This window comes from Photobacterium obscurum, assembly GCF_026191635.1.
Taxonomy (GTDB): Bacteria; Pseudomonadota; Gammaproteobacteria; order Enterobacterales; family Vibrionaceae; genus Photobacterium; species Photobacterium obscurum.
The window spans coordinates 138,642-163,331 of sequence record NZ_JAKRRW010000003.1; the positions used below are offsets into that span (position 1 = coordinate 138,642).

Consider the following 24,690-nt stretch of genomic DNA (forward strand, 5'->3'; position numbering starts at 1 on the left):
ACAATTTCGCTGATTCAGAGGTTCATCGGATATGAGTAATAAATTCGTCATCACTTGGGACAACATGCAAATGTACACTCGTCAGCTGGCAGAGAAACTGCTACCTGCTGATCAGTGGAAAGGTATTATTGCTGTTAGTCGTGGTGGTCTAGTTCCTTCTGCGATCCTGGCTCGTGAACTAAATATCCGTCATGTTGATACGGTATGTATTTCAAGCTACGACCATGACCACCAGCGTGAAATGAAAGTGCTGAAGAAGGCCGATGGTGATGGTGAAGGCTTCATCGTCGTCGATGATCTGGTTGATACTGGCGGTACGGCTGAGATGATCCGCGAGATGTACCCACGCGCCAAGTTTGTAACTGTGTGTGCCAAGCCAGCCGGTAGGCACCTGGTTGATGACTACGTCGTTGATATTGCTCAGGACACTTGGATCGAGCAGCCATGGGATATGGCTGTGACTTATGTTGATCCTATCGCTAAAAAATAATGGCGATAATAGACGCATAAAAAAGGGAGCCGGCGGCTCCCTTTTTTTGTTGCTAGTCAATGGCTAAAAGAGGTTAGCGCATCGCGCGGATATCAGACAGTGATTCGCCATTGGGCTTGTTTCGGTAATAATTATTGTAGTTAATCAGGTCAATCATATCTTTACCGGTTAACTTACATTTTCTATCAAGCTTGGTTTGATACGAGTTCGCAATTTGTTCGCCGGATGCATCTAGACATACGGCTATCTTGGCATTGACGGCACCTGATGCTTCTCCGGGGTTTCCACCGAGAACGCCACCACTGCCGAAGGCGAGCACCGACGTTGACATAAACATCATGCTGCAAAAAAGAAGTATTCTGCTCATATGTATACCACCTAACGGACTACTGATAGTAGTATCAGCATAGCTCAGGATGATAAATCAGTAGAAAATATTGGGCGTGTATAGGTGCTCTGTCTTATTCATAAGACTCAGTATCTTGACGTTATAGGAGAGGTGCTAGTCTGAGTTTTTGCCTGAACATTGTTTTCCCCAAACTTTTTTTGTTTTTTTGCGCACACTGTAACTGATTGTTGGGTGGTATACTTTTGGTATAAATATCTTTGCGCTAGTTAACAGAGCCCTTTGGTGTCAGCGGTTTTTCACTGACCTTCGTGTCGGATTCAGGGGGCGTTATGCGTGAAAATGTCAAATGATTGGAGCTTACTGTGTCTGAACCTTCCAAAACTAACTTATCTGAAAAGCTGTTTGCACCGCGGCAAACTTCGAAAGAAACCTCCAGTTTGGTGAAACTGGCCAATGTTTCTTCAACGCCGATGCATAATGCAATTGATGGTGATAGCGAACTGGGCTGGTATCGGGTACTAAGGCGTCCGCAATGGGCGTGGCAGGGAATTGATCCAATTGAAATGGAGGCGATCTTTTCCCGTATGGCTAACTCGGAAGCACCGCGTACCAATGATGAACTGCTTGATACCGTGATCGGCTACAAGCCAGGTAACTGGATTTATGAGTGGTGTCAATCCGGGGCGATGTATCAGAAAGCGGCCCGCGAGCTGGTTAATGCCGGAAAGGTTGATAAAGCGGCGGAAGTACTGCTGACTGCCAGCATGTATTACAGTGTGGCTGCTTATCCGCACCTGAAGGGGGATGCCCTGGCTGCGCAGGCCGAGGTACAGGCGAACCAGACTTACCGTGAAGCCATGGAACATATGTCCCATAAAATGAAAACGATTGATGTGAAGTATGAAGGCAAGACTTTCCAGGCGTTTATTCACTTGCCGCGGACTGATAAATTGCTGCCAACAGTAATCGTCAGCGGTGGCCTCGATACCCTTCAGTCGGATCTTTGGCGTTTATACCATGATTATCTAGGGCCGGCAGGTTTTGCAATGGTGACTTTGGATATGCCCTCTGTCGGACATAGTGCCGCATGGCCACTGACTGAAGATACCAGCCGATTGCATCAGGCATTGGTACAGCAAATACGTGATGTGCCGTGGGTTGATAATACCCGAGTCGCTATGCTGGGTTTGCGCTTTGGCGGTAATGCGGCTATTCGCTTGGGCTTTCTAGAGCCAACCCGGCTTAAAACCTGCATCAGCCTTGGTGGTGCAATTCACTCGGTGCTAGCTGAACCGAAGCGCCTTGATGCGATGCCTAGAATGTATCTTGATATGATCGCCTCGCGTATGGGCAAGAATGCGGTTTCCCGGGCTAGCCTGACATCTCACCTGCCGGCTTGGTCTCTCAAGCAGCAGGGGCTGCTTGGCCGTCGCAAGACAGAAGTACCGATGCTAGGTATCAGCCTTCGAAATGATCCTATCTGTACCGAGTTTGATAATCAGCTGATTGCGATGTCTAGCCGAGGCGGTAAGGCAATGACATTGCCAGAAAAGCCGCTACATGATGGTTACCATCGTTCTTTGGTGGCCGTTGTTGACTGGCTGAAAGAAAAATTAGCATAAAGCGATATTGTGACGGTTGCGCTTGAATGTAAATAATTTGTTGCTATCTCTTGGCTTTATGGCTTAAATGGAATAACTGCAGGCAGAAACCAAGTTGTTATTGTGTTTTGGGGCTGCTGAGCACCTGTTATTGTGTTATTGACTATGGATGGAGATACGCTATGACTACAAATATTACATTTCCGCCTCATGGCCGCTTGATGACTAAACTGACGGCGTTGGGGCCATACTTGCGTCAGAAGCAGTCTTCAGAAGGTCATTTCTTTTTTGATTGCCTGGCCAGTTGCATCAGTGCTAAGAAGGCGCCGGAAGAGCGTGAGTTCTGGGGCTGGTGGCTCATTCTGACGGCTACAGATACCGGCTTTGAATATCGCTATTATTTTGGTCGTTATGACAGCAAAGGGGATTGGGTTAAAGAAAACCTTCCGGCCAAGCATGAACAGGCGGTGTTGCAGACACTCGATGACTTTTATGCCAAGCTGACTGAACTACTGAATAATGAGTTTGAACTGGATGTCTCGGCTGCGGGAGAGCTCGAGGAAGCAGAACTCGGAACCGTTGCCTGATCCTCTCCGAACCGACAGTCCTCAGCTTGATGAAAGATTAATGCGCTTTTATAGCGCATTTTTCTTGTGATCTACCTAGGGGATTGATAAAACATCTGGACATAAATTTATTCATCACAACTGTTTAATCCCAATGGCAGATACCAATCACTTGAATGCTACAGAGCAGGACCTCGCGGGAGCTCAGTCGACTTCCGAGGCCAAGGCCCAATTCCATCAGACCCAGCAGACGATTGTCGTGAAGCTGGGTACCAGCGTGTTAACTGGCGGTACGTTACAACTAGACCGTGCCCATATGGTTGAACTGGTTCGACAGTGCGCCTTGCTGCGCCGTCAGGGCCATAAGGTCATTATGGTCACCTCCGGTGCAATTGCCGCCGGCCGCGAGCATTTAGGCTATCCCGAACTGCCCAAGAACATGGCCAGCAAGCAGCTACTGGCTGCGGTTGGCCAGAGCCGCCTGATCCAGGAGTGGGAAAGCCTGTTTGGTATTTATGGCCTGCATGTCGGCCAGATGCTGCTTACCCGGGCGGATCTTGATGACCGAGAGCGTTACCTCAATGCCCGCGATATGATCGTCGCGCTATTGGATAACGGCATTATCCCGGTGGTTAACGAGAATGATGCGGTCGCGACCACTGAAATCAAGGTGGGTGACAATGACAACCTGTCAGCGTTGGTCGGGATCCTGGCAAGTGCCGACAAGCTGTTGTTATTGACCGATCAGCCGGGACTATTTACGGCCGATCCCCGTAACAATCCGGACGCAGAACTGATCCGTGAAGTTCATACCATTGATGAAACGCTGCATAAATTGGCGGGTGGCAGTGTTGGTGGTTTGGGTACCGGCGGTATGGCGACCAAACTGCAGGCCGCCGATGTCGCCCGACGAGCGGGTATTGAAGTAATTATTGCCGCAGGTAGTCGTCCAGATGTGATTGCAGATCTGGTCAAAGGTGAGTCGGTGGGAACACGCTTCCTTCCGCTGGAGTCGCCGCTGGAGAGCCGTAAGCGCTGGATCCTGGCTGGCCCTCCGCCTGCGGGTGATATTGTGATCGATGACGGTGCGGCAATTGCCGTGCAACAACGAGGTAGTAGCTTGCTGTCAAAAGGGATCACCGAAGTGAAAGGACAGTTTGAACGTGGCGAGGTGGCTCGGATCTTCAACACCAAAGGGGTGTTGTTGGCTCGTGGTATTAGCCGTTACTCAAGTCAGGATATGGCTAAGATAGCCGGAAAACACAGTCAGGATATTTATCAGGTCCTGGGCTATGAATACGGTCCGGTCGCGGTGCATCGTGATGATTTAGTGATCATCTGATCCAGCATACTGTGACTTACTGAAAATATTTTGATGATAGGGGAAGATTGTGAATCTTGAAATTATGGGTAAAGCAGCCCAGCAGGCTGCTTTCGAGCTGGCTACAGTCGCAACCGCGCAGAAAAACCAGGCGCTGGCAATTATTGCCGATGAACTTGAAGCCAACAGTGAAGCTATCCTGGCAGCCAATGCCAAAGACATTACTGCGGCACGCGAATCAGGTATGTCCGATGCCTTGGTCGACCGTTTGCTTTTGAACGAAGAACGTTTGGCCGGCATTGCCAGTGATGTACGTAATGTGATCAGTCTTAACGATCCGGTTGGTGCCGAGCTGGACAGTAAGGTACTAGAAAACGGCATGCGTCTTAGCCGTCGCCGTGTACCGTTGGGTGTTGTCGGGGTGATTTACGAAGCACGCCCGAACGTCACGATTGATATTGCCGCATTGTGTCTGAAAACCGGTAATGCCAGTATTTTGCGTGGTGGCCGTGAAACCTTCTACTCCAATATGGAGCTCGTTAAGGTCATTCAGGTGGCTTTGGAAAAAGCTGGCCTGCCTGCCGCCTCGGTACAGTATATTGAGAAACCGGATCGCGAGCTGGTTTCTCAGCTGCTTAAGCTGGATCAGTACGTTGATATGATTATTCCGCGTGGTGGTGCTGGCCTGCACAAAATGTGCAAGGAAAACAGCACTATTCCGGTGATCATCGGCGGTTTCGGGATCAGCCATGTGTATGTCGACCAATCAGCGGATCTTGCACGAGCACTGGATGTAGTCGAAAACTCGAAAGTTCAGCGTCCGTCAGCCTGTAATGCGCTAGATACGCTATTGGTCAGCGAAGAGGTTGCCGAGGCATTCCTTCCTCGCCTGGCTGAGCGCATGAACAACAGCAAAGTTGCCTTGGTGGCCGATGAAATGGCCTATGCCCTGCTGGAAGGCAAGGCGGCAGAGCTGCGCAAAGTCGCTGACGGTGATTTTGATACCGAATGGTTGAGCTACACCCTTGGGGTGAAAGTGGTGAAGGATGTCGATGAGGCTATCGCGCATATGCGCAAGCACAACGCCAGCCATTCAGACTCGATTCTTACCAATGATATCCAGTCAGCAGAGCGGTTCGTGAACGCTGCAGGTTCAGCTGCCGTGTACGTGAACGCATCCACCCGATTCACCGATGGTGCCCAGTTCGGTCTTGGTGCAGAAGTGGCTGTCTCGACCCAGAAGCTCCATGCTCGAGGCCCTATGGGGCTGGAAGAGCTGACAAGTTATAAGTGGGTAGGAGTCGCCAATTACCTCTGCCGTTCTTAATTTTTGATTTCTTTGTTTTTCGCCTGGTATCGGCATCAAAAGTGCTTATTTAAGCTTATTAATTCCGTACTTTCTTAAACCGCCAAGTAGAAAAAAGCTGCCCAAGGCAGCTTTTTTATTTGATCTATTTTTAGAATCATATCCTGCACAGAACAGGTTAACTATCTAGGAACTGGATTCGTCCTTTTTCTCTTCTTCTTTCAGCGCTTCTTCCCGCTTGTGCTTTTCCTGCATATATTTGACTTTGTCACGGTAGCCAAACTTCATATTTGCCGTGTATTTCAAGGCCGCAATGTTACTGACAACAACGCTGACGACGATGATGCTGATAACCCAGGGGTTGAGTAGCCATTCCATTTAGACCTCACAGATATTCTCTATGTACTTACTATAAAGACTATCAAGGTTTGTCAGAATCTGCGACTTTCCAGCAATTTGGCTTGCGCTAAGTGTGCTGTGAAGCAACTCGGGTGTGAGTTGCTTGAGCAACGGCTGACTGAGCGGGTAATAACTGATGTGCCAGGGTTCAATCGCGACCCCGTTTCGGTCTTCGGCGTAGGGAAGGTAGAACTCAAAGCGTTTGATATTTTTATTGAGCCAAACACTGAACTCTGCCTGATGGCCGGTTTCATATTCCCACGGTTCCAGCTGAAGTTGGATGCCTTGTGGCAGACAGTTGGCTGCATACACATCGACATCCGTTCCCCAGTGGTGACGGCTGGCACCGGGTAGGGCTGACCAGCGCATGATGGCATGGATTTTTTCCAGCACCGTCAGTTCGTCAGGATCCAGCAGGTGGCAGTGGCTGTCTAATATCGGCCGTATTCCGTTGAACTTGTTATTCCAGATCTGAAGCTGGCGGTCAAAGGAGCGAAAAGCACTGGCGAGCTGTAGATCAAAGCCAGCATCTGCCGCTGCCTGCTGCAGGGAAACAAAGGCTGGCTGCATGTCTTTGTGCAGCAAGTGCTGCTGGTGGCTGACTAAATGGCTATCAGTCTGGCCGGTAAGTTGCCCGGCGGTGAGCTGCCGGGTTATCGTTGAGTTTGTCATTAAAGCGCTTTTTCTAACACTTTCTGGTACATGTCGGTGAGCTTTTCAAGATCGGCAACCTTCACGCACTCGTTAACTTTATGGATAGTGGCATTGACGGGGCCGAGCTCAACAACCTGAGCGCCGGTACGGGCAATAAAGCGTCCGTCAGAAGTACCACCGGTCGTAAGTAACTCCGGCTTACTATGGTTTACTTCCTCGATAGCGGCAACAACAGCATCGAGCAAGGTACCATGGTCGGTTAGGAATGGATGTCCGCTGAACGTCCACTTAAGATCATAGTCCAATCCGTGGGCATCGAGTACCGAGTGAACTTTTCGCTTGATATCGTCAGCGGTAAGTTCAGTACTGAAACGGAAGTTAAATTGAACATGAAATTCGCCCGGAATGACATTGGATGCACCAGTTCCGGCATGCAGGTTGGCAATTTGGAAACTGGTCGGCGGGAAATAATCATTACCGTTATCCCAGGTTGTTGCCGCCAGTTCAGCCAAGGCCGGCATCGCACGGTGCACGGGGTTGTCAGCCAAATGAGGATAGGCTACGTGGCCCTGTACTCCCTTCAGCGTGACATCACCGGTGATAGAACCACGGCGACCGTTTTTAACCACATCACCGACGGCATGGGTACTTGATGGTTCGCCAACAATACACATGTCGATTTTCTCGTTACGGGCTTCCAGGGTATCGATGACCCGGGTTGTCCCGTTGATAAATGGCCCTTCCTCATCGGAAGTGATCAGCAGTGCTATGGAGCCGTTATGCTCGGGGTTTTCTGCCAGAAAACGTTCGATAGCGACAATGAAACATGCCAGAGAGCCCTTCATATCCGCGGCGCCACGACCATGCAGGTAGCCGTCGATGATGGTTGGCTCAAAGGGCGGGGTGTGCCATTTATCCGATGATCCTGCTGGGACAACATCCGTATGTCCGGCAAAAACCAATAGTGGTGCTTCGGTTCCACGACGGGCCCACAGGTTCGTCGTATCTTCAAATACCATGGTTTCAATCTTGAAGCCGAGCTTTTCAAGACGAGCAATCATCACATCCTGGCAGCCTGCATCTTCCGGGGTTACCGATATGCGGCCGATAAAGTCTTTCGCCAGAGCGATTACCGGGCTGTCTGACATCCTTGTATCCTTAATTATTTATCTGCAGATGATTGGAAAATTTCTTGGTATTGGGCCGGCTTGAAGCCCAGATAGTAGCTTTCATTATGAACCAGTAGCGGGCGCTTGATCATCGCCGGATACTCCAGCATCAGTTCGATAGCGGTATCACGGTTTAGGCTAGCTTTTTGCTCGTCACTCAGTTGACGGTAGGTGGTACCGCGTTTGTTGACCATGGCTTCCCAGCCAAGCTGCGCTTCAAATGTTTCCAGCATCGGCTGATCTAAACCGTCAACCCGGTAGTCATGGAAGCGGTATTCAATGCTTTCTGCTTCCAGCCACTTTTTCATTTTCTTGATGGTGTCGCAATTTTTGATGCCGTAGGCAATTGTACTCATGGTAATACTGACTTACTTATCGTTTGAATTAGCTATCCTTTATAGCGAGATTACTCAGGCTTCGCAACGGTATTAGCTATAGACGATCGCCATTTTGATCAGCCAGCTACAGGCAAACAGCCCGACGGCGAAAATAATTGTTCGCCACGGACTGAGCTTGCAGGCATAACACACCATATACAGTGCCCGGGAAAGGATAAACAAGTAAGCGGGGAGGGCGGCTTCTGCTTCGGGTACCCCTGCAAAGTGGGCAATAAAGACGCAGATGGCGAAAACTGGTGTCACTTCCCAGCCGTTGGCTTGAGCGGCTTTAACTCGGGCCGCTGCACCGGTTAGTTCCCTTTCTTGAATTCGGGGCTGGTTGATATCGAACCGACCGGTCTGGCGGACTGTCAGCCAGCCCCCGAGCCCGGCCAGCAGGTAGTTAAACAGTATTGATATAATGATGCACCAGAAAGCAGGCGTCATAGTCAGTCCCCCTGTTTGTCGGTTCTGGTATTTAGTGTAGAACGGATTAACTTGGAGTGAGCTTGTCTTGAGAGAGGTCTGATAGACGCTAGCGGTAGAAAGTGCAAGGGGGGATTATGCTCTCTATTCATCGGGAAAGCCTTTGATGAACCGTCGTTATGTTTTCAACTTATTGAAAAATATAGATTTGTTGCTTAAATGTTAGTGCTTGTAAATAGACTGTTCGGGCCAGAAAGTGAGATCATAGTCACTGATTTGTGCTCGGGTTAGCTATAAATCATCACCCTCCTTGATCAAACTCAACATTCCTTTTGTAGAAGACGGAATAATGAAACTTCAAAATTATGGAGGTCTCAATGGAATTGAATCCGGTTTTTGCCCGTCGTCTTTATTTAGCATTGCTTGTTGAACAACTTGAACGCCCTAACGTTCCTAAGCTCATTGAAATTACTGGTTGGCCACGTCGTACTATTCAGGACGTGTTAAAAGCCTTGCCTGGTTTCGGTATTGAGCTGGCATTTATACAGGATGGTAAGCGCCATAATGACGGTTATTATCAACTGAGTGACTGGGGGCCGTTCGACCTGCAATGGGTTGAATCTAGAGAGCAGGACATCATTACATCCGTATCTTGTTAATAAAAAACCGCAGTCATGCGGTTTTTTATTGGATTTATACGGTAAGTCAAGCGCGTGGTGGTGGCGGTTACGGGCAATGATAGGCATTGCCCATTAGGGTGACAGAAGTGCCGAATGGTTTTGGGCTATAAAGGTCAACCGTATTTGCACCAAGCTCGGCCGCCTGATTTTTTAAATCATTGAGCGCCCCGTCAGTTAATGCTTTATTGCTGATAAACCAGAATGAATACCAGCTTCCCTCTGAGCCGATAACCGTCCCTTTATCAATACAGCTTTCGAGCCTCTCCGAAGCATCCCAGCGAATGCGAACGTTTTCGCTATGACTATATAGCTCAGTCGTTTCACAACCCATTAGCAGTAATGACGCCAGTCCGATTAGGGCCTTATATTTCATTATTGCCCCTGAGATTCTAGATATAGCACGGTCGCGGCGGTTCGAGATTTAACCTGGAGCTTTTTCAGCAGGCTCTTCATGTGAACCTTCACCGTAGCCTCGGAAATAAACAGTGAGTCCGCAATCTGCTTGTTGCGGTAGCCTTTAGCGACTTCTTGCAGGATTTGCATCTCCCTGTCGGTCAGAGAGTTCAGTAAGGAATCCTGTTCGGAGCTGTCCTCTAGGTGTTCCCGTACCAAGTCACTGTAGGCTTTACCGCCGCAGAGCGCCTGTTTAAGCAATTCAATGAGTTGCTCTGGCTCGGTGTCTTTGAGCAAGTAGCCATCGGCCCCGGCATTAACCAGTGCTTTGATATCAGAGCGACTGTCAGATACCGTTAACACCACGATGCTTGATTGAATGCCCTCGGCCCGCATGGCATGAAGGGTATCGAGCCCCGACATTCCCTTCATGTTTAGGTCAAGCAGGATCAGATCTGGATCTTTCTCGCTGGCCAGCTGGACGGCATCGGCACCATTGCTTGCTTCGCCCACGATTTCGAAATCTGGCTCAAAGCTGAGCAGCTGGCAGATCCCCCGTCGCATTAACGGGTGATCATCGACAATCATTATTTTCCAACACGTCATAATTCTATTCCTTAAGGCTCAAGAGTGAAGCTCAGAGCCACTTCACTGCCTGAACCCTGAGTTGTATTTATCGTCAATTCACCATGAAGGCGTGACGCCCGTTCTGTCATTATTGCCAGACCATAGTGGTTGAGTTTTTCATTGGTTGGGTCGAAACCCTCCCCGTCATCGTTGATCCGGATGTTGACCTGGTCACCGTCCTGCTCACAAGTAACGATGATCTCGTCAGCCTTTGCATGCTTGATGGCATTGAGCACGGCCTCTCTTATCAACTGTAATAAATGCACCTGATGGTGGGCATCTAAATTCAACGATGATAAATGGTTATCAATGATGAGCATGGCATCGGTCTGCTCATCAAGCGGTTTAAGCATTTCGACCAGCGCCTCACCAAAATTGGCTTCTTTAATCGTCAGGCGGAACGTACTTAGCAACTCTCGTAGCTGGGTATAAGCCCCTGATAGGCCGCTATCTATATCGGTGATGATCTGCATGGCATTGTCCATTTCATTCTTGCTCAGCTGGCGTTTCAGCAGTGTCATTTGGATCTTCAGGTATGACAACGACTGGGCAAGGGAATCATGCAGTTCTCGGGCAATCGTAGCACGCTCTTCCATCAATAATAACTGTTCAGCTTGTTTCTGCGCCCGGTTGTAGTAAATCGCCCGGGCCATGGTACGGGCAATATTATCGATCAGACTCTTATCTGGGCAGGGCAGGGTATATTGCCACCAGAGCTGCCCCAGAACCTGACCGTCGAGTTCTAAATCTTGGTAATGCCAGGGTTGCTTCGATGAGGCTCCGGCGGTGATTTCTGTATTGACGCCATTGCTTTCTTCAATCACCAGCTTGGTGGCCGTCAATCCTTCAATTGCAATCAGGGTATCGAGCATGGCGGAGAAGTTCTGTGATGACAGACGGCTTACTGACAGTTCCTGCGAGCAGTTATAGAGCACCTGCAACGATTCGTTGGCATGGCGCAGACGGCGGGTTTTTTCATCGACGGACTTTTCAAGATCCCGATACAGCTTGCCAAGCTCTGAGGCCATTTTGGAAAAGGCCCCAGCCAGAATGCCTAATTCGTTTTCGCTTTTGACATTAAGGGCGAGGTCAAAGTGCCCGTTTTGTACCTGTTCACTGGCGGCAACGAGTTGGTTCAGTGGCGAGACAATTTTCCGCTGGGTAAAGTGTATCGTGTACAGCGCTGCAATGAGGATTAGGCTAAGCCCAATACCGCCTGTGATAGAAAGTACCTGCAACTTGATAACCGAAAATTCCTGCAATTCGAAAACAAATCCGTCAATCCTGTCGACAAAATTCGCAACTTCGTCGAGAAAACGCTGCTTTTCTCCATTGTGAAGTAACGGATGAAGAGTCTCCCAGCGCCCGATTAGGTTGTAGTAATGCACTTTGATATCTGTCGGTACTGTCCAGTGCTCCAGTGCAGCCATCGAGGGCGAAAATAAAGACTGCTCAAACTGGTCAAGATGTTCAGTGATCTGCGGAGAGTTGGTTTGGATATCATAGGCCAGGCGATAGCTCTGCATGCGCAGGGAGCCCGAAACGTTAACCGCCTCAGCATCGTTGAGGCTCGATGCGAGTGTCAGCAGGGCGAAGCTGGTCGTGGCAACTGATAGCAACAGGATCACCAACATTGTACGGGCGATCGTCGTGGTAACGGGCTTGAGCGGCCGAGTCTGCACTGAAAATCCTTTCTTTGGAATACTAATAATATTGATGGAAAACCAAGCGTTTAGAGTGTTTGTTGAGCTATGGTTTTTACGGCTATAGTAAATATTGTGAGGGTTGTCATTTCTCTTTATTGATCCAAGACAATTTTACCCCCTATTTAGCCCTTACTAGGTATTTAAGCATTTATTACGGGATTTACACTTGTCGTGTCAAAAAATGACGGTTTGTGAATGGTATTTGAGTCCAAATACCATTCGACGCGAAAAGTACAACCCGTGATATGTATTTTATTCATATTACTTAACGAAAGGGAAAGCTAATGTTCGATCGTTCCCGCCGAAATCTACTTTCTCGGCGTCGTACTCCAGCATTACAGCGGATGCCCTGGGTTGTCGACGAAGATACGTTTGTTGATCGCTGTACGCGCTGCAGCAAATGTATCGATGCGTGTGAAACGCAGATTATTGTAAAAGGCGACGGCGGATTTCCTACCGTCGACTTTACCCGAGGTGAATGTACTTTCTGCACCCGTTGTGCAGATGCCTGTCCTGAAGCGCTGTTCCACCCTACATCGGAGCAGCCTTGGGGACTAAAGGCACAAATCAGCCAAAACTGTCTTGCTCACCACAAAATTGAGTGCAGAAGTTGCGGTGACATGTGTGAGGTACAGGCCATTCGTTTCAAGTTACAGGCTGGAGGGGTAGCACTGCCTGAGCTGGATTTGGATGCATGCACTGGTTGCGGGGCTTGCTTGTCGGTTTGTCCTGCATCTGCCATCACGATGGTCACCAAAGAATTAGAAGAGAAATAATTTATGGCACAGGAAGAAGTACATATTTCGAGCCTAGTTGTTCATGTGAAGCCTGAATACCTAGACGAAATTAAAGCTCAAATACTTGAGTTGCCAAACACAGAAATTCATGGCGAAAGTGAAGAGGGGAAAATCATCGTAGTCCTTGAAACCAAAAATCAAGGCTATGTGACGGACACCATAGATAAAATCAATAACTTAGAACATGTACTAATTACTTTTTTAGTGTATCACCAAATTGAACACTTTGATTCGCAATCTGAGGATGATTCATGAAAATGACAAGACGTGCGTTTGTGAAAGCAAACGCGGCTGCATCGGCAGCAGCTGTAGCTGGTATTACGCTGCCAGCATCAGCAACTAACTTAATTGTTAGTTCTGATGAAACCAAAATTAAGTGGGACAAAGCGCCTTGTCGTTTTTGTGGTACAGGTTGTTCGGTACTGGTTGGTACCCAAAACGGTCGTGTAGTAGCAACTCAGGGTGATCCGGAAGCGCCGGTCAACAAAGGCCTGAACTGTATCAAGGGCTACTTCCTGTCGAAGATTATGTACGGTAAAGACCGTCTAGAAACGCCGATGCTGCGTATGAAGAACGGTAAGTTCGACAAAGACGGTGATTTTCAGCCAGTTTCTTGGGATCAGGCATTTGATGTTATGGCCGACAAATGGAAGGCTGCACTGAAGAAGCACGGTCCATCTGGCGTCGGTATGTTCGGTTCGGGTCAGTGGACGGTAATGGAAGGCTATGCCGCATCAAAAATGATGAAGGCCGGTTTCCGCTCTAACAATATCGACCCGAATGCACGTCACTGTATGGCCTCGGCGGTAGGTGCCTTTATGCGTACCTTCGGTATTGATGAGCCTATGGGGTGTTATGATGACTTCGAGCACGCTGATTCATTCGTGCTGTGGGGCTCGAACATGGCAGAAATGCACCCGGTACTGTGGACTCGTATTACTGACCGCCGTCTAAGTAACCCTCATGTTAAAGTAAACGTACTGTCTACCTACTACCATCGTTCATTCGAGCTGGCTGATAACGGTATGATCTTCGAGCCGCAAACTGACCTTGCGATTGCGAACTTTATTGCCAACTACATTATCCAGAATGATGCGGTAAACTGGGATTTCGTAACTAAGCACACTCACTTCAAGCGTGCGACAACGGATATCGGCTACGGTCTTCGTGATGAGCACCCGCTACAGAAAAAAGCGGCAAATGCGAACTCGGGCAAGCTGAACCCAATGAACTTCGAAGAGTACAAGGCATCTGTTGCTGAGTACACGCTAGAAAAAGCCTCGAAAATGTCAGGTGTTTCCGAAGAGAAACTGCTTGAGATGGCGAAGCAATACGCAGATCCTAACACCAAAGTGATGTCCCTATGGACTATGGGTATGAACCAGCACACTCGTGGTGTATGGATGAATAGCCTGGTTTACAACATCCACCTGCTAACCGGTAAGATTTCCCAGCCGGGTAATAGCCCATTCTCGCTGACTGGTCAGCCGTCGGCATGTGGTACCGCTCGTGAAGTCGGTACGTTTGCCCACCGTCTGCCTGCAGACATGGTGGTGAAAAATCCTAAGCACCGTGCTTACGCCGAGAAAATTTGGAAACTGCCGGAAGGGACGATTCCGCCAAAACCGGGTTACCACGCGGTACTGCAGGACCGTATGCTTAAAGACGGCAAGATGAATGCATATTGGGTGATGTGTAACAACAATATGCAGGCAGGTCCGAATATCAACGAAGAGCGTCTGCCTGGCTACCGTAACCCAGATAACTTCATTGTATGTTCTGACCCGTACCCGACGGCGACAGCCCAGGCTGCCGACCTGATCCTGCCGACAGCAATGTGGGTAGAGAAAGAAGGTGCCTACGGTAACGCCGAGCGCCGTACCCAGGCTTGGTACCAGCAGGTTGAAGCTCAGGGTGACTCAAAATCTGACTTGTGGCAGCTGATGGAATTTTCCAAGCGCTTCAAGATTGAAGAAGTGTGGGGCGAGGATCTACTGGCAAAAGCGCCTCAGTACCGTGGCAAAACCATGTATGACATGCTGTTCCGCAACGGCCAGGTAGATAAGTACCCACTGTCTGAAGCGCAAGAGCTGAATGATGATGCTAAAGCACAGGGCTTCTATGTTCAGAAAGGCCTGTTTGAAGAATATGCTGCCTTCGGTCGCGACCACGGTCACGATCTGGCCCCATACGATGTTTACCATCAGGTACGCGGCCTGCGTTGGCCGGTGGTTGACGGCAAAGAAACCAAATGGCGTTTTGTCGAAGGTTCTGATCCGTATGTACCTGCTGGCGAAGGCTTCCGCTTCTACGGCAAGCCAGACGGTAAAGCAAACATTATCTTTGCACCGTTTGAGCCAGCACCGGAAACGCCAGATAAAGACTATGATATGTGGCTGTGTACTGGCCGAGTGCTTGAGCACTGGCACACAGGCACAATGACTCGCCGTGTTCCTGAGCTATATAAAGCGGTTCCGGATGCAGTGTGTTTCATCCATCCGGATGATGCCCAGTCACGTGGCCTGCGCCGTGGTGACGAAGTATTGCTGGAATCTCGTCGTGGTGAAGTTCGTTGTCGAGTAGAAACCCGAGGCCGTAACCGCCCACCAGTTGGTTTGGTTTTCGTTCCTTTCTTTGATGCTCGTATTTTGGTTAACAAGCTGATTTTGGATGCTACGGATCCGCTGTCTAAGCAGACAGACTTCAAGAAGTGCCCAATCAAGATCACCAAAGTGTAAATAACCGAATGCAATTAGGTGGTTGATTGCTCTCGACAGGTTCGAGAGCAACCAATCGCTTGACTCGAATTTAGCCATTAGGCGGAGAATACAATGAAACGATTAGTTTTAGCGGTCATGGCGATGGGCATGTTGGTTGCCGGTGCCGTACAGAGTGCAGAAGAACTTCACAATCCAGGCGGTATCGGCGGGGTTGAGTCATTACGTGGTGCCAGCGAGCTTGAAGCGACACGCGCTGCCGATGCTTTTAAGCGCTACCCGCGTGATCAGGGCACGATTGACAGCGACTATGTCTACCAGCCACCACTGGTACCGCACACAATCCGTAACTACGAAGTGTCACTGAATGCCAACAAGTGTCTAGCCTGTCACAGTTGGAAAAATGCCAACGAAATGGGCGCGACCAAGATCAGTGTAACCCACTACCAGACGCGTGAAGGTCAGGTGCTATCAGATGTTTCACCTCGCCGTTACTTCTGCTTGCAGTGTCATGTACCTCAGGCTGATGCGAAGCCATTAGTTGAGAATGACTTCCAACGTGTTGATGCCCTGCGCTAGTTATAGCCAATAAATAAAGAGAGGCTATAGATGAAAATTTTAAAAGCATTTTGGCGGAGGCTAACATCACCGAGCAAGGTTGCGGTTGGTCTGGTACTGTTTATGGGTTTTATGGGCGGCCTGTTGTTCTGGGGCGCTTTTAACACCGGTATGGAAGCAACCAACACCGAAGAATTTTGCTCTGGCTGTCATGCGCCGATTGTAAAAGAGATCCGCGAAACGGTTCACTTTGCCAACCGCTCAGGGGTACGTGCGATTTGTTCTGATTGCCACGTACCGCATAACTGGACTGATAAGATCGTACGTAAGGTACAGGCATCTAAAGAGCTGGTGGCCTTTGCAATGGGGACCATCAGCACTGAAGAAAAGTTCAAAGAGCGTCGGGGCTATCTGGCTAATAGGGAATGGCACCGGATGAAAGAAAATGATTCACAGGAATGTCGAAACTGTCATAACTTTGAATACATGGACTTTTCAGAGCAGGGGCCTAGAAGTGTGAAACAGCACTCGACGGCACTGGCTTCTGGTGAGAAAACCTGTGTTGACTGTCATAAAGGTATTGCACACAAGCTGCCTGACATGAAAGACGTTGAAGGCTGGCAGTAAGGCCTGACTATCCGGCAATAATATAAAGGTAGGTATACGATGAGTGCATTAGAATCGCTTATCTGGCACACGATGGGCTATGCCGCAATGCCAGTGATTATCCTGACAGGTTTTGCCGCAGTTGCTGCAATATCAGTAGGGCTTCTGTCTTTAGGTAAAGACAAAGACGTCTGAGTAAATTCGGACTGATGCTGAACAGAAAGCCATGTCGAAAGACATGGCTTTTTTATAACTCAGTTCGGAGTATAGACCTAGCGGTAACAATTACTCCGATGCGCGCTTAAACAATCCAATAAATAACATACTCATCCAGACGAGATACAGTGGAAACCATTCCAGCAGGAACTCTGTCAGTGATGTCCCCGAGCCGAATAGCCACACTTCGCTCAGGTGTAGGATGACCATACTCATCATGCCAATGAAGCTAAATACCAGAAATGACGGCTTGTCCATATGACTTCCTCCAGCGCTATATTGATAATATAGATCTAAATGGTAATCATTATCAACTAAAAACTATTCCTAGCCGTCATAAGTGATGTTCGAGTGCTAGTGTTTCAGGTATCCCGCATCATTAAGGTACTGGCGGAAAAGATCGGCGCGTTCACGGTTAACACCGAAGTCCGAGTATCCCGTTCGTGATTCGGAACGGACGACAGCTTCTTGTCCCTGAAGTCTTACCTCAAAGTCATCGACAAACTGGAAGAATTTGCTGCGGCATTCAACTCGAATGTAATTGTCACTTTGCTGGCCAAGGCTGGCACCGGGTAGCGCAAGGGCAAGCTCTTTTATGGCCTGCCAGTTTTGCTGCCCGTTCAGGGTGAGTTCGAATCGAGCGAGTTGGTGATCTGCTCGTGTGTCGATGGTAGAAACACAGTTGGGTTTATCACCACAGGTTTCTCCGGTGCGGTCTGGCTGAATGGAAGGGAGGCTATCTCCATTGGTGCAGCCGAACAGAGCTAAGCTGGTGAGTGCAATAAACGCGTTTTTCATATCATGTCCTTGATAAACAGGCCCTAGCAAGCTCAATATGGTTAAGTCTCGCCACTTTTTTAGCTACTGGCTGGTACCGTTACTTCAGCAGGAAAGCGGCAAACCCAGCCCATGACAGAGCAAGTAACAGCCAGGGTAGCCAATGTTGCTTGTAGACCTGCTGGATTTCGACTTCTGGTGCTGAGGTTTCCTGTGCTTGCGGAGCCAACTTTTCCTTGGTTTGTTTCTTGCGCTGTTTGTCCCGCTCCCGCGCTTTTACTTTTTGCTGGCGCTTGTATTGCTCGATTCCTTTTTGGATTCCCTGGGCGATAAGCTTAGTTTGCTCTTTGGTTTGGCCCGGTTTCTGAGTCGCCCGGGCAATTTTCATCGCTTCGGCCTGGGTTTCCGGTGACGGGGTATTCTGCTGTTTTTTCGTCGTCATACTCGTTCCACTGAGGATCTGCTAGTAAATGCTTTTATTGGGATTATACCCTGACTGAGGTGAGTTGCGAGCTCACAGAGAACATAAATAGCCCTAACATATGTAGGAATATTTCATCATGTGAATGATGAACGTACAGTTTGTTTAAAACTAAAGTATTAGTCCTAAAGCCATGATACATCTATATTTGAATGCTGTTTTTATAAAATTTGCCGAGTTCCGTTTCAGTTGTGAGGTATGTAATAAAATAAGAAAAAACACGTTTTTGTTGGAACGAAACGTGATCTTGGCTACAAGATGAACAATTGAAAAGTGCGGTGAGCCACAGAATTAATCACTATCAGGTTGTGATTAAAACAAGATGAATTATGGTGTCTACACAATAAATTTGGTGTGCTACTTGGCTCTTGGTTGAAATTGCCGATCTGAACCTCCATTGCTTAAAGAGAAAGAGTATATGGGGAAATGGTTTGCTTTATCCGATAGATGCTTATGACAAGCATGGTTTGCTAAAGCCCTCTGCAATGCTATGGCTCACGCTAGCCTTTAGTGCCAAGGCATGGGTTGTCTTCGTGATGGCCGGTGCCAGCCGAGAGCAGGGCGCGCAAATTTTAGAGGTTTTATATCCATTGCGGGATAATTTGTATTTCGGAATGGCGATCGGTCTGCCGGCATTGTTTTTAATGTGGCTGACGGGTCAGCGATACAAAAACAATAAACTAATAAATACATTATGGCAGCAGGGCAAGACCATATTGCTTGTTGCCTATATGGCAGATTGTGCTTTGCAAGTGTATCAACTGTCTCTTATACACGGTGCCTTCCGGTGGACCCAAGCCGTCACTCTTTTACTGACCTTGTGGTTGATCGTTTATCTGGTGAGGAGCACCCGAGTCAGGAATACGTTTGCGGATAAGCCTTTGGAGAGGTAAAGCAAATGAACGAATGGGGTAAAGGGTTAGTCCTTTTTAGTGCCTTTTTAAGCCCGCTAGCCATGGCAGACTGGCTATTGGATGTAAATTTTGAGCTATCAAGCGCTGGTGGTACACAGAGTGTAAACACATCACTGTCTCTGCTTCCGGGCGAAGAAACCGTATTTTTTGGTACCGTCGACGAAAGTACTCACCTGCGTGAACTCGTGGGCAGCGCCGAGTTGCTCGAAGTGTCAGCCGAGGAGGTTAAAATAGCCTTCAAGGTTCAAGAGCGGCTGGATGATGGAGCTTGGCGTACTATTATTTCGCCAACGATATCAACAGGCCTTAATTCACCGGCCTCGTTTGAAACCGTTGATGGTGATGCTGACGAGCAGGTAAAGCTTCAGGTTGAAGTCACTTCGGTTTGATGCTTAGTCGGTACTGACAAGAGATTCAAAGCGCTCCTTTCGGGAGCGTTTTTTGTTTCGGTACATTTTGGTATCTGCCCGCGACAAGAAATAATCGGGGGTATCCCCACAGCGATAGAAAGTAATACCAACACTGGCGCCAATCTGAATTTTATTTTGGCTGACCGTAAAGGGCTTGCTGGCGAGCGCCGAGATCTGTTCTGCCTGGGCCATTGCGTCGCTTGCTGAGGTGTTTTTCAGCAGAATAACAAACTCGTCTCCTGCAAGCCGGGCAAAAAAGCTGCGTTTATCTGTTAGCTGAGCCTCGACTCTAAAGCAAAACTGTTGCAATACGCGATCACCGACATGATGGCCATAGGTATCATTGACGGCTTTAAAGTCATCAAGATCTATAAATAACAAGGCAGGGCTCGCCTGGTTCGGTTTAATGTCGTTGACTGTTCGGTGCAGTTCTTTAATCAGTGCGTAACGGTTGGCAATACCGGTGAGCGTATCTTTCCGGGCCATCTCTTCGGCCTTTCGTTCAGCCTTTATCCGACGCGAGACTTCTTGTTTGAGTTGTCGGTTAACATAAGAGAAGTAACCGGCAGTCAAGGACGTTACAGTCAGTAGTAAGGTGCCGATCTGTATCCAAAATTTCAAATCCTGCCATTTTATTTCTTCACGTTGTGAATACAGGAAGTTGCCATCGATCCTTGTATGGGGAATGATATTAAGTTGCGTTAGCTCGTCGGCAATTATTTGCCAGCGGCTAGGGTTCATGTGTCCGACTTCTATTAGCTCGGGCATGATCATTTTTGCTGCCGTTTCTAGTTCGAAAGCAAGATGAGCGCGGGTTTTTTTAGGCCGGTACTGTTGCTCTATGACATCCAAGGTTTCTTCAATATGACTGAGCGCATAATACCAACCCTGAATGCTCGCTGCGATAAAGCGCTCGACAGTTTCTGGCTTGTTATCGACAAAGTTCTGATGGGTAAATAACACATCACTGTAAAAGTTGATGCCATAGTCAGCGGGTTTGAAGAGCAAGGCTTCTTCGCTGCGTTCTTGCAAATAGTAGGGCTCGTTAGTCAGGTAACCATTAAAGACATCGACTTTGCCATTAAGTAGATCATCAATGTTTGCCGATGTCGTTACCTGCTCAAGATCGGACAGAGCGATATTATGATGGGAAAGTAATACTATCAGTTCGGCATCTTCAGTCCCCGAGAACATCATCACACGCTTGCCGACCATATCATGAATTGTTTGGATATCGCTGTTGGCTTTGGCTATAAGCACAGAGGGGGAGTTCTGGAAAATTGCAGCAAGGGCAACGAGAGGAAAGCCATGGCCGTATGCGACAAGCACCTCGGTATTGCCCACGCCAAAATCCGCTTTTTTCTCCAGGACTTCATTGATCGGAACCTTGTTATTTCCACCGGGCCTGATGGTGACATTGAGTCCGGCATCGTGATAAAAGTCTTTCTCTTTTGCCATATAAAAACCGGCAAACTGTGCCTGGTGCAACCAACGCAGCTGAAGCGACACGTTTTCCAGTGCCAGGGCTGGCATAGTCAGTATCATTAGAATCACGGATGAGAACAGGTAAAGTGACTTCTTCACGTTATGCAATTGTATGCCATTTAGTTGCGTCCGAAGATATTCTGGTAAACTAATATCCTGAAGTAAAGGAGGGATGTTGTTTATTGAGAGCAGTGACCATGATCTATTTATGGAGATAGAAGAGCGGTATAATTAGCTAATAATATTGTGTTCAATTGACCAATCAGGAGAATAATATGACTATCGCGCAACCTGCAATCTTACCGGAAGCCGGGCCGTTTGCCTTGTATGTTGTTATGAAGGTTGTAGGAGATAAGCGAGCTGTTATTTCGCAGTGTCAAACCTTTCACCAGAAATTGACATCATTGAATGAGCAGCAGTCAGACGCGAACTTACGTGCGAGTGTTGCTTTTGGTAAGTCTTTCTGGCAATCCCTCGACAAGGGCTGCCCTGCTGAGTTTGAAGATTTCCGTGCCCTGGGTGAGGGTGATATTACAGCCCCTGCAACCGGTGGTGATATTCTACTGCATGTCAACTCGAGCCGTCACGATTTGAACTTCTATGCATTACGTCAGTTCTTGCAGCCTATTGCCGAAGAGGTTGAGGTTCTGGATGAAACGTACGGCTATAAATACCTAGACTCCCGCGACATGACGGATTTTATCGATGGTACCGAAAATCCGAAGACACTAGAATCACGCAGCGATGTGGCCTTAATTAAGGAAGGCGACTTTGCTGGCGGTAGTTTTGTGATGGTACAGCGCTTTGTTCATCGCTTGCCTGCATGGAACAAGCAGACTGTTCAGGCGCAGGAGAAGATTATTGGTCGTACTAAGCCTGACTCTATCGAACTCGATGATGTACCGGCAACTTCACATGTTGGCCGTGTTGATATCAAAGAAGAAGGGAAGGGGCTTAAGATTGTCCGCCATAGCTTGCCATATGGCTCTGTAACGGGTGATCACGGCCTGTTATTCATTGCTTACTGTAATACCCAGCATAACTTCAATGCGATGCTAGAAAGCATGTACGGGGAAACAGACGGTAAAACCGATATGATGCTGCGCTTTACCAAAGCGGTAACCGGAGCTTACTTCTTCGCGCCGTCGGTAGAGATGTTGAATTCGTTGTAAGGTATTGAGTTCCTAGAGGAAGAGCTTGAGAGTTCCTTGAAGCTTCTGAATTCTGCCAGCAGGATCCAGAACCCTAAATAGAAAAGCGAGAGCCAATTGTTCTCGCTTTTTTGCTTTTTCCAGGAATTAGGTGCCAGGAACTGGTTTCGCAATTTCAGGTATAAAAAAACGCAGCCCTTGGGCTGCGTTTTTATTAAGATTTAAACAATCTTACTTTTTGATGCGAAGAACTGGAGTTTCACCCACAATCGTTGCACCAGACAGTTTGTTCAGCTCTTTGATTTCGTCCATGTTAGAGATAACAACAGGAGTCAGAGTTGATTTCGCTTTCTCTTCTAGAAGAGCTAGATCGAATTCAATGACTGTGTCACCAACTTTAACTGTTTGGCCTTCCTCAGCGACGCGAGTGAAGCCTTCACCTTTCAGTTCAACAGTGTCGATACCGAAGTGAACGAATAGTTCGATACCATCGTCAGACTCAATAGAGAAAGCGTGGTTAGTTTCGAAGATCTTGCCGATAGTACCGTTTACTGGTGCAACCATCTTGCTGCCAGCAGGTTTGATAGCGATACCGTCACCAACGATTTTCTCAGCGAAAACAACATCTGGCACATCTTCGATGTTTACGATTTCACCAGAAAGTGGTGCGATAATTTCGATTGCACCAGCTTCGTTGCTGTCGTCAGAAACCAGCTTCTTCAATTTGTCAAACAGACCCATATCGTTGCTCCTAAGCGTTGTTATTCTATCTGCAGCTATATTAGCAGATGGTCTTTTCTGCGATGAATTTTTCTACGTGTGCTTCGATTTCAGCTGCTGTTGGCATAGCAAGTGCTTGCTCGGCCATAGCTTTAACATCAGCAAAGTTAGCGTTACGGATAACTTTCTTAATGCGTGGAATTGAAATCCCGCTCATGCTGAACTCGTCCAGACCCATACCTAATAGCAGTAGGGTAGCACGTTCGTCACCAGCAAGCTCGCCACACATACCAGTCCACTTACCTTCTTTGTGAGAAGCATCAATAACTTGCTTAATCACAGTAAGTACAGCCGGCGATAGCGGGTTGTATAGGTGAGAAATCAGCTCATTACCACGGTCAACTGCAAGAGTATACTGGGTTAAGTCGTTTGTACCAATACTAAAGAAGGCAACTTCTTTCGCAAGGTGGTGAGCGATAGCCGCTGCAGCCGGCGTTTCAACCATCACACCAATTTCAATGTTTTCATCGAATGCTAGGCCTTCAGCGCGAAGTTCTGCTTTGTACTCTTCGATAGCTGCTTTTAGTTCACGGATTTCTTCAACAGAAATAATCATCGGGAACATGATACGGATCTTACCGTGCGCAGATGCACGTAGGATACCGCGAAGCTGATCACGTAGGATCTCACGACGATCTAGGCTGATACGAACTGCGCGCCAGCCCAGGAATGGGTTCATCTCTTTTGGAAGATCCAGGTATGGTAGATCTTTGTCACCACCGATATCCATAGTACGGATAATCACTGGCTCGCCGTGCATTGCCTCAGCAACTTCTTTGTAAGCTTGGTACTGCTCTTCTTCGGTAGGAAGAGAATCACGATCCATGAACAGGAACTCAGTACGGTACAGGCCAACACCTTCACCGCCGTTACGGTTTATGCCGTCACAGTCTTTAACTGTACCGATGTTACCGCATACTTCAACCTGCTTGCCGTCTAGCGTAATTGCCGGAAGATCTTTCAGTTTAGCCAGTTCTTCTTTTTCAGCAATGTGAGCGTCACGGATCGCTTTGAATTTGGTTAGCTCTTCTTCGGTTGGGTTGATAACAATCTGATTGTTGATTGCATCAAGAACCAGCATGTCGCCGTTCTTAACCTGAGCTGTAATGTCGTTGGTACCTACAATTGCAGGTAGTTCTAGAGAACGCGCCATGATAGAGGTGTGCGAAGTACGGCCACCGATATCTGTAATGAAGCCAAGAACGTAATCTAGGTTGATTTGTGCAGTCTCTGAAGGCGTTAGGTCGTTGGCAACCAGAATCACTTCTTCATTGATAGCACTTAGGTTAACGATGTTGATACCCAGCGCGTTTTTAACAAAGCGGTTACCGATATCACGGATGTCCGTTGCACGCTCTTTTAGGTATTCGTCGTCTAGAGATTCTAGTGTAGATGCCTGCTCTTCAATAATTGAATGAATTGCCAGGGCAGCACAGGCATTGTTGTCTTTAATGAAGGCTATGATTTCTTCTTCAAGCTCTTCATCTTCCAGCAACATGATGTGACCTTCAAAGATCGCTTCCTTCTCTTCACCGAAGGTGACACGTGCTTTTTCTTTGATTACTTCTAGTTGCTCAGAAGATTTTTTTCGAGCATCGAAGAAACGTTGAATTTCGCTCTCGATTTGGTCTGCAGCAATTGGAGCCTTGTCTAGAACAATCTCTTCTTCCTGCAGCAGTAGTGCTTTACCAAAAGCAATACCAGGAGATGCCAGGATACCTGAAATCATAGCCG

Annotated in this window: 30 protein-coding genes; 15 read left to right on the plus strand and 15 right to left on the minus strand. The window is 48.0% G+C overall.

Features of this window, described 5'->3' with window-relative positions; translation table 11 throughout:
- Positions 1-31 precede the first annotated feature (31 nt).
- Entirely contained in the window at positions 32-490 is a 459-nt protein-coding gene (gene gpt, locus MD588_RS04765) for a xanthine phosphoribosyltransferase (RefSeq protein ID WP_265695770.1), read from the plus strand.
- A gap of 73 nt (positions 491-563) precedes the next feature.
- Here the strand turns inward: gpt and MD588_RS04770 are convergent, their stop codons facing one another.
- Positions 564-857 carry a hypothetical protein gene (locus tag MD588_RS04770; protein ID WP_265695772.1) on the minus strand — a complete coding sequence of 98 codons (294 nt, stop codon included), beginning with the start codon at positions 855-857 and terminating at the stop codon, positions 564-566.
- A 344-nt stretch (positions 858-1,201) separates the two neighbouring features.
- On the opposite strand from MD588_RS04770, the gene frsA reads away from it, so the two are divergent.
- The 4 genes from frsA (at position 1,202) to MD588_RS04790 (ending at position 5,654) form a co-directional block, all read left to right on the plus strand.
- Positions 1,202-2,461, plus strand: coding sequence for an esterase FrsA (gene frsA / locus MD588_RS04775; protein WP_265695774.1), 1,260 nt, complete (start codon positions 1,202-1,204; stop codon positions 2,459-2,461).
- A gap of 161 nt (positions 2,462-2,622) precedes the next feature.
- Positions 2,623-3,027, plus strand: coding sequence for a sigma factor-binding protein Crl (gene crl / locus MD588_RS04780; protein ID WP_265695776.1), 405 nt, complete (start codon positions 2,623-2,625; stop codon positions 3,025-3,027).
- A 133-nt stretch (positions 3,028-3,160) separates the two neighbouring features.
- Positions 3,161-4,348, plus strand: coding sequence for a glutamate 5-kinase (proB, locus tag MD588_RS04785; protein ID WP_265695778.1), 1,188 nt, complete (start codon positions 3,161-3,163; stop codon positions 4,346-4,348).
- A 64-nt stretch (positions 4,349-4,412) separates the two neighbouring features.
- A complete protein-coding gene (locus tag MD588_RS04790; protein WP_265696097.1) occupies positions 4,413-5,654 on the plus strand; it encodes a glutamate-5-semialdehyde dehydrogenase in 1,242 nt (413 codons plus the stop codon).
- A gap of 165 nt (positions 5,655-5,819) precedes the next feature.
- Here the strand turns inward: MD588_RS04790 and MD588_RS04795 are convergent, their stop codons facing one another.
- From MD588_RS04795 to MD588_RS04815, 5 genes are all read right to left on the minus strand, one after another.
- Positions 5,820-6,011, minus strand: coding sequence for a DUF2897 family protein (locus MD588_RS04795; RefSeq protein WP_265695779.1), 192 nt, complete (start codon positions 6,009-6,011; stop codon positions 5,820-5,822).
- Complete coding sequence (locus tag MD588_RS04800; protein WP_265695781.1) at positions 6,012-6,704, minus strand: M15 family metallopeptidase; 693 nt, start codon at positions 6,702-6,704, stop codon at positions 6,012-6,014. It abuts the gene before it with no gap.
- The gene (dapE, locus tag MD588_RS04805) at positions 6,704-7,834 is read right to left on the minus strand and encodes a succinyl-diaminopimelate desuccinylase (RefSeq protein WP_265695782.1); all 1,131 of its coding nucleotides are present in this window, start codon (positions 7,832-7,834) and stop codon (positions 6,704-6,706) included. Before dapE ends, MD588_RS04800 begins: the two co-directional genes overlap by 1 nt.
- Positions 7,835-7,848: 14 nt before the next feature.
- A complete protein-coding gene (locus MD588_RS04810; RefSeq protein ID WP_265695783.1) occupies positions 7,849-8,211 on the minus strand; it encodes an ArsC family reductase in 363 nt (120 codons plus the stop codon).
- 72 nt (positions 8,212-8,283) lie between these two features.
- Positions 8,284-8,679, minus strand: coding sequence for an MAPEG family protein (locus MD588_RS04815; RefSeq protein ID WP_265695786.1), 396 nt, complete (start codon positions 8,677-8,679; stop codon positions 8,284-8,286).
- A 356-nt stretch (positions 8,680-9,035) separates the two neighbouring features.
- Between MD588_RS04815 and MD588_RS04820 the strand changes: the two genes are divergently transcribed.
- Positions 9,036-9,317 (plus strand): winged helix-turn-helix domain-containing protein, encoded by a 282-nt coding sequence (locus MD588_RS04820; protein WP_265695788.1) that lies wholly within the window; start codon positions 9,036-9,038, stop codon positions 9,315-9,317.
- Between the two features lie 67 nt (positions 9,318-9,384).
- Here MD588_RS04820 and MD588_RS04825 read toward each other — a convergent pair whose 3' ends face one another.
- Genes MD588_RS04825 through narQ form a run of 3 tightly spaced genes read right to left on the minus strand, consistent with a single transcriptional unit; the run spans position 9,385 to position 12,040 of the window.
- Entirely contained in the window at positions 9,385-9,711 is a 327-nt protein-coding gene (locus MD588_RS04825) for a DUF4156 domain-containing protein (protein ID WP_265695790.1), read from the minus strand.
- Positions 9,711-10,337 (minus strand): response regulator, encoded by a 627-nt coding sequence (locus MD588_RS04830; RefSeq protein ID WP_265695791.1) that lies wholly within the window; start codon positions 10,335-10,337, stop codon positions 9,711-9,713. The genes MD588_RS04825 and MD588_RS04830 overlap by 1 nt, the downstream gene beginning before the upstream one ends.
- Before the next feature lie 11 nt (positions 10,338-10,348).
- The gene (gene narQ, locus MD588_RS04835) at positions 10,349-12,040 is read right to left on the minus strand and encodes a nitrate/nitrite two-component system sensor histidine kinase NarQ (protein WP_265695792.1); all 1,692 of its coding nucleotides are present in this window, start codon (positions 12,038-12,040) and stop codon (positions 10,349-10,351) included.
- A gap of 308 nt (positions 12,041-12,348) precedes the next feature.
- Between narQ and napF the strand changes: the two genes are divergently transcribed.
- The 6 genes from napF to MD588_RS04865 all read left to right on the plus strand — a co-directional run bounded on the left by napF (position 12,349) and on the right by MD588_RS04865 (position 16,937).
- The gene (gene napF, locus MD588_RS04840; RefSeq protein WP_265695793.1) at positions 12,349-12,840 is read left to right on the plus strand and encodes a ferredoxin-type protein NapF; all 492 of its coding nucleotides are present in this window, start codon (positions 12,349-12,351) and stop codon (positions 12,838-12,840) included.
- 3 nt (positions 12,841-12,843) lie between these two features.
- Entirely contained in the window at positions 12,844-13,116 is a 273-nt protein-coding gene (locus tag MD588_RS04845; RefSeq protein WP_265695794.1) for a chaperone NapD, read from the plus strand.
- On the plus strand, positions 13,113-15,599 hold the full coding sequence (gene napA, locus MD588_RS04850; RefSeq protein ID WP_265695795.1) for a periplasmic nitrate reductase subunit alpha: 2,487 nt from the start codon (positions 13,113-13,115) through the stop codon (positions 15,597-15,599). The genes MD588_RS04845 and napA overlap by 4 nt, the downstream gene beginning before the upstream one ends.
- A gap of 93 nt (positions 15,600-15,692) precedes the next feature.
- Positions 15,693-16,157, plus strand: a complete 465-nt coding sequence (locus MD588_RS04855) for a nitrate reductase cytochrome c-type subunit (protein WP_265695796.1) — start codon at positions 15,693-15,695, stop codon at positions 16,155-16,157.
- A 30-nt stretch (positions 16,158-16,187) separates the two neighbouring features.
- Positions 16,188-16,763, plus strand: coding sequence for a NapC/NirT family cytochrome c (locus MD588_RS04860; protein ID WP_265695797.1), 576 nt, complete (start codon positions 16,188-16,190; stop codon positions 16,761-16,763).
- A 39-nt stretch (positions 16,764-16,802) separates the two neighbouring features.
- Positions 16,803-16,937, plus strand: a complete 135-nt coding sequence (locus tag MD588_RS04865) for a TIGR02808 family protein (protein WP_265695798.1) — start codon at positions 16,803-16,805, stop codon at positions 16,935-16,937.
- A 90-nt stretch (positions 16,938-17,027) separates the two neighbouring features.
- Here MD588_RS04865 and MD588_RS04870 read toward each other — a convergent pair whose 3' ends face one another.
- The 3 genes from MD588_RS04870 to MD588_RS04880 all read right to left on the minus strand — a co-directional run bounded on the left by MD588_RS04870 (position 17,028) and on the right by MD588_RS04880 (position 18,177).
- Positions 17,028-17,216 (minus strand): hypothetical protein, encoded by a 189-nt coding sequence (locus tag MD588_RS04870; RefSeq protein WP_265695800.1) that lies wholly within the window; start codon positions 17,214-17,216, stop codon positions 17,028-17,030.
- Positions 17,217-17,312: 96 nt separating this feature from the next.
- Positions 17,313-17,756, minus strand: coding sequence for a DUF1499 domain-containing protein (locus MD588_RS04875; protein WP_265695801.1), 444 nt, complete (start codon positions 17,754-17,756; stop codon positions 17,313-17,315).
- Between the two features lie 79 nt (positions 17,757-17,835).
- The gene (locus MD588_RS04880; RefSeq protein WP_265695803.1) at positions 17,836-18,177 is read right to left on the minus strand and encodes a DUF2956 domain-containing protein; all 342 of its coding nucleotides are present in this window, start codon (positions 18,175-18,177) and stop codon (positions 17,836-17,838) included.
- Positions 18,178-18,584: 407 nt separating this feature from the next.
- Between MD588_RS04880 and MD588_RS04885 the strand changes: the two genes are divergently transcribed.
- Both MD588_RS04885 and MD588_RS04890 read left to right on the plus strand, forming a co-directional pair.
- The gene (locus MD588_RS04885) at positions 18,585-19,109 is read left to right on the plus strand and encodes a DUF2919 domain-containing protein (RefSeq protein ID WP_265695804.1); all 525 of its coding nucleotides are present in this window, start codon (positions 18,585-18,587) and stop codon (positions 19,107-19,109) included.
- A gap of 5 nt (positions 19,110-19,114) precedes the next feature.
- Complete coding sequence (locus MD588_RS04890) at positions 19,115-19,519, plus strand: hypothetical protein (protein ID WP_265695805.1); 405 nt, start codon at positions 19,115-19,117, stop codon at positions 19,517-19,519.
- 3 nt (positions 19,520-19,522) lie between these two features.
- On the opposite strand, the gene MD588_RS04895 is transcribed toward MD588_RS04890, so the two are convergent.
- Entirely contained in the window at positions 19,523-21,124 is a 1,602-nt protein-coding gene (locus MD588_RS04895) for a GGDEF domain-containing protein (protein ID WP_265695806.1), read from the minus strand.
- A gap of 155 nt (positions 21,125-21,279) precedes the next feature.
- Between MD588_RS04895 and MD588_RS04900 the strand changes: the two genes are divergently transcribed.
- Positions 21,280-22,197 (plus strand): Dyp-type peroxidase, encoded by a 918-nt coding sequence (locus MD588_RS04900; protein ID WP_407676541.1) that lies wholly within the window; start codon positions 21,280-21,282, stop codon positions 22,195-22,197.
- A gap of 210 nt (positions 22,198-22,407) precedes the next feature.
- On the opposite strand, the gene crr is transcribed toward MD588_RS04900, so the two are convergent.
- Positions 22,408-22,917, minus strand: a complete 510-nt coding sequence (gene crr, locus MD588_RS04905) for a PTS glucose transporter subunit IIA (protein ID WP_265695809.1) — start codon at positions 22,915-22,917, stop codon at positions 22,408-22,410.
- Between the two features lie 40 nt (positions 22,918-22,957).
- Positions 22,958-24,685: a phosphoenolpyruvate-protein phosphotransferase PtsI gene (gene ptsI, locus MD588_RS04910; RefSeq protein ID WP_265695811.1), complete on the minus strand. Its 1,728-nt coding sequence runs from the start codon at positions 24,683-24,685 to the stop codon at positions 22,958-22,960.
- Between the last annotated feature and the right edge of the window lie 5 nt (positions 24,686-24,690).

Coding starts and splice junctions, on each gene's coding strand:
- proB (WP_265695778.1), top strand. CDS start 3,161: ATGGCAGATACCAATCACTTGAATGCTACAGAGCAGGACCTCGCGGGA.
- MD588_RS04825 (WP_265695790.1), bottom strand. CDS start 9,711: ATGAAATATAAGGCCCTAATCGGACTGGCGTCATTACTGCTAATGGGT.
- MD588_RS04820 (WP_265695788.1), top strand. CDS start 9,036: ATGGAATTGAATCCGGTTTTTGCCCGTCGTCTTTATTTAGCATTGCTT.
- MD588_RS04860 (WP_265695797.1), top strand. CDS start 16,188: ATGAAAATTTTAAAAGCATTTTGGCGGAGGCTAACATCACCGAGCAAG.
- MD588_RS04880 (WP_265695803.1), bottom strand. CDS start 18,177: ATGACGACGAAAAAACAGCAGAATACCCCGTCACCGGAAACCCAGGCC.
- MD588_RS04790 (WP_265696097.1), top strand. CDS start 4,413: ATGGGTAAAGCAGCCCAGCAGGCTGCTTTCGAGCTGGCTACAGTCGCA.
- MD588_RS04795 (WP_265695779.1), bottom strand. CDS start 6,011: ATGGAATGGCTACTCAACCCCTGGGTTATCAGCATCATCGTCGTCAGC.
- MD588_RS04845 (WP_265695794.1), top strand. CDS start 12,844: ATGGCACAGGAAGAAGTACATATTTCGAGCCTAGTTGTTCATGTGAAG.
- MD588_RS04800 (WP_265695781.1), bottom strand. CDS start 6,704: ATGACAAACTCAACGATAACCCGGCAGCTCACCGCCGGGCAACTTACC.
- MD588_RS04870 (WP_265695800.1), bottom strand. CDS start 17,216: ATGGACAAGCCGTCATTTCTGGTATTTAGCTTCATTGGCATGATGAGT.
- MD588_RS04875 (WP_265695801.1), bottom strand. CDS start 17,756: ATGAAAAACGCGTTTATTGCACTCACCAGCTTAGCTCTGTTCGGCTGC.
- crl (WP_265695776.1), top strand. CDS start 2,623: ATGACTACAAATATTACATTTCCGCCTCATGGCCGCTTGATGACTAAA.
- MD588_RS04810 (WP_265695783.1), bottom strand. CDS start 8,211: ATGAGTACAATTGCCTACGGCATCAAAAATTGCGACACCATCAAGAAA.
- ptsI (WP_265695811.1), bottom strand. CDS start 24,685: ATGATTTCAGGTATCCTGGCATCTCCTGGTATTGCTTTTGGTAAAGCA.
- MD588_RS04855 (WP_265695796.1), top strand. CDS start 15,693: ATGAAACGATTAGTTTTAGCGGTCATGGCGATGGGCATGTTGGTTGCC.
- MD588_RS04815 (WP_265695786.1), bottom strand. CDS start 8,679: ATGACGCCTGCTTTCTGGTGCATCATTATATCAATACTGTTTAACTAC.
- gpt (WP_265695770.1), top strand. CDS start 32: ATGAGTAATAAATTCGTCATCACTTGGGACAACATGCAAATGTACACT.
- MD588_RS04830 (WP_265695791.1), bottom strand. CDS start 10,337: ATGACGTGTTGGAAAATAATGATTGTCGATGATCACCCGTTAATGCGA.
- napF (WP_265695793.1), top strand. CDS start 12,349: ATGTTCGATCGTTCCCGCCGAAATCTACTTTCTCGGCGTCGTACTCCA.
- MD588_RS04865 (WP_265695798.1), top strand. CDS start 16,803: ATGAGTGCATTAGAATCGCTTATCTGGCACACGATGGGCTATGCCGCA.
- crr (WP_265695809.1), bottom strand. CDS start 22,917: ATGGGTCTGTTTGACAAATTGAAGAAGCTGGTTTCTGACGACAGCAAC.
- MD588_RS04890 (WP_265695805.1), top strand. CDS start 19,115: ATGAACGAATGGGGTAAAGGGTTAGTCCTTTTTAGTGCCTTTTTAAGC.
- dapE (WP_265695782.1), bottom strand. CDS start 7,834: ATGTCAGACAGCCCGGTAATCGCTCTGGCGAAAGACTTTATCGGCCGC.
- MD588_RS04770 (WP_265695772.1), bottom strand. CDS start 857: ATGAGCAGAATACTTCTTTTTTGCAGCATGATGTTTATGTCAACGTCG.
- napA (WP_265695795.1), top strand. CDS start 13,113: ATGAAAATGACAAGACGTGCGTTTGTGAAAGCAAACGCGGCTGCATCG.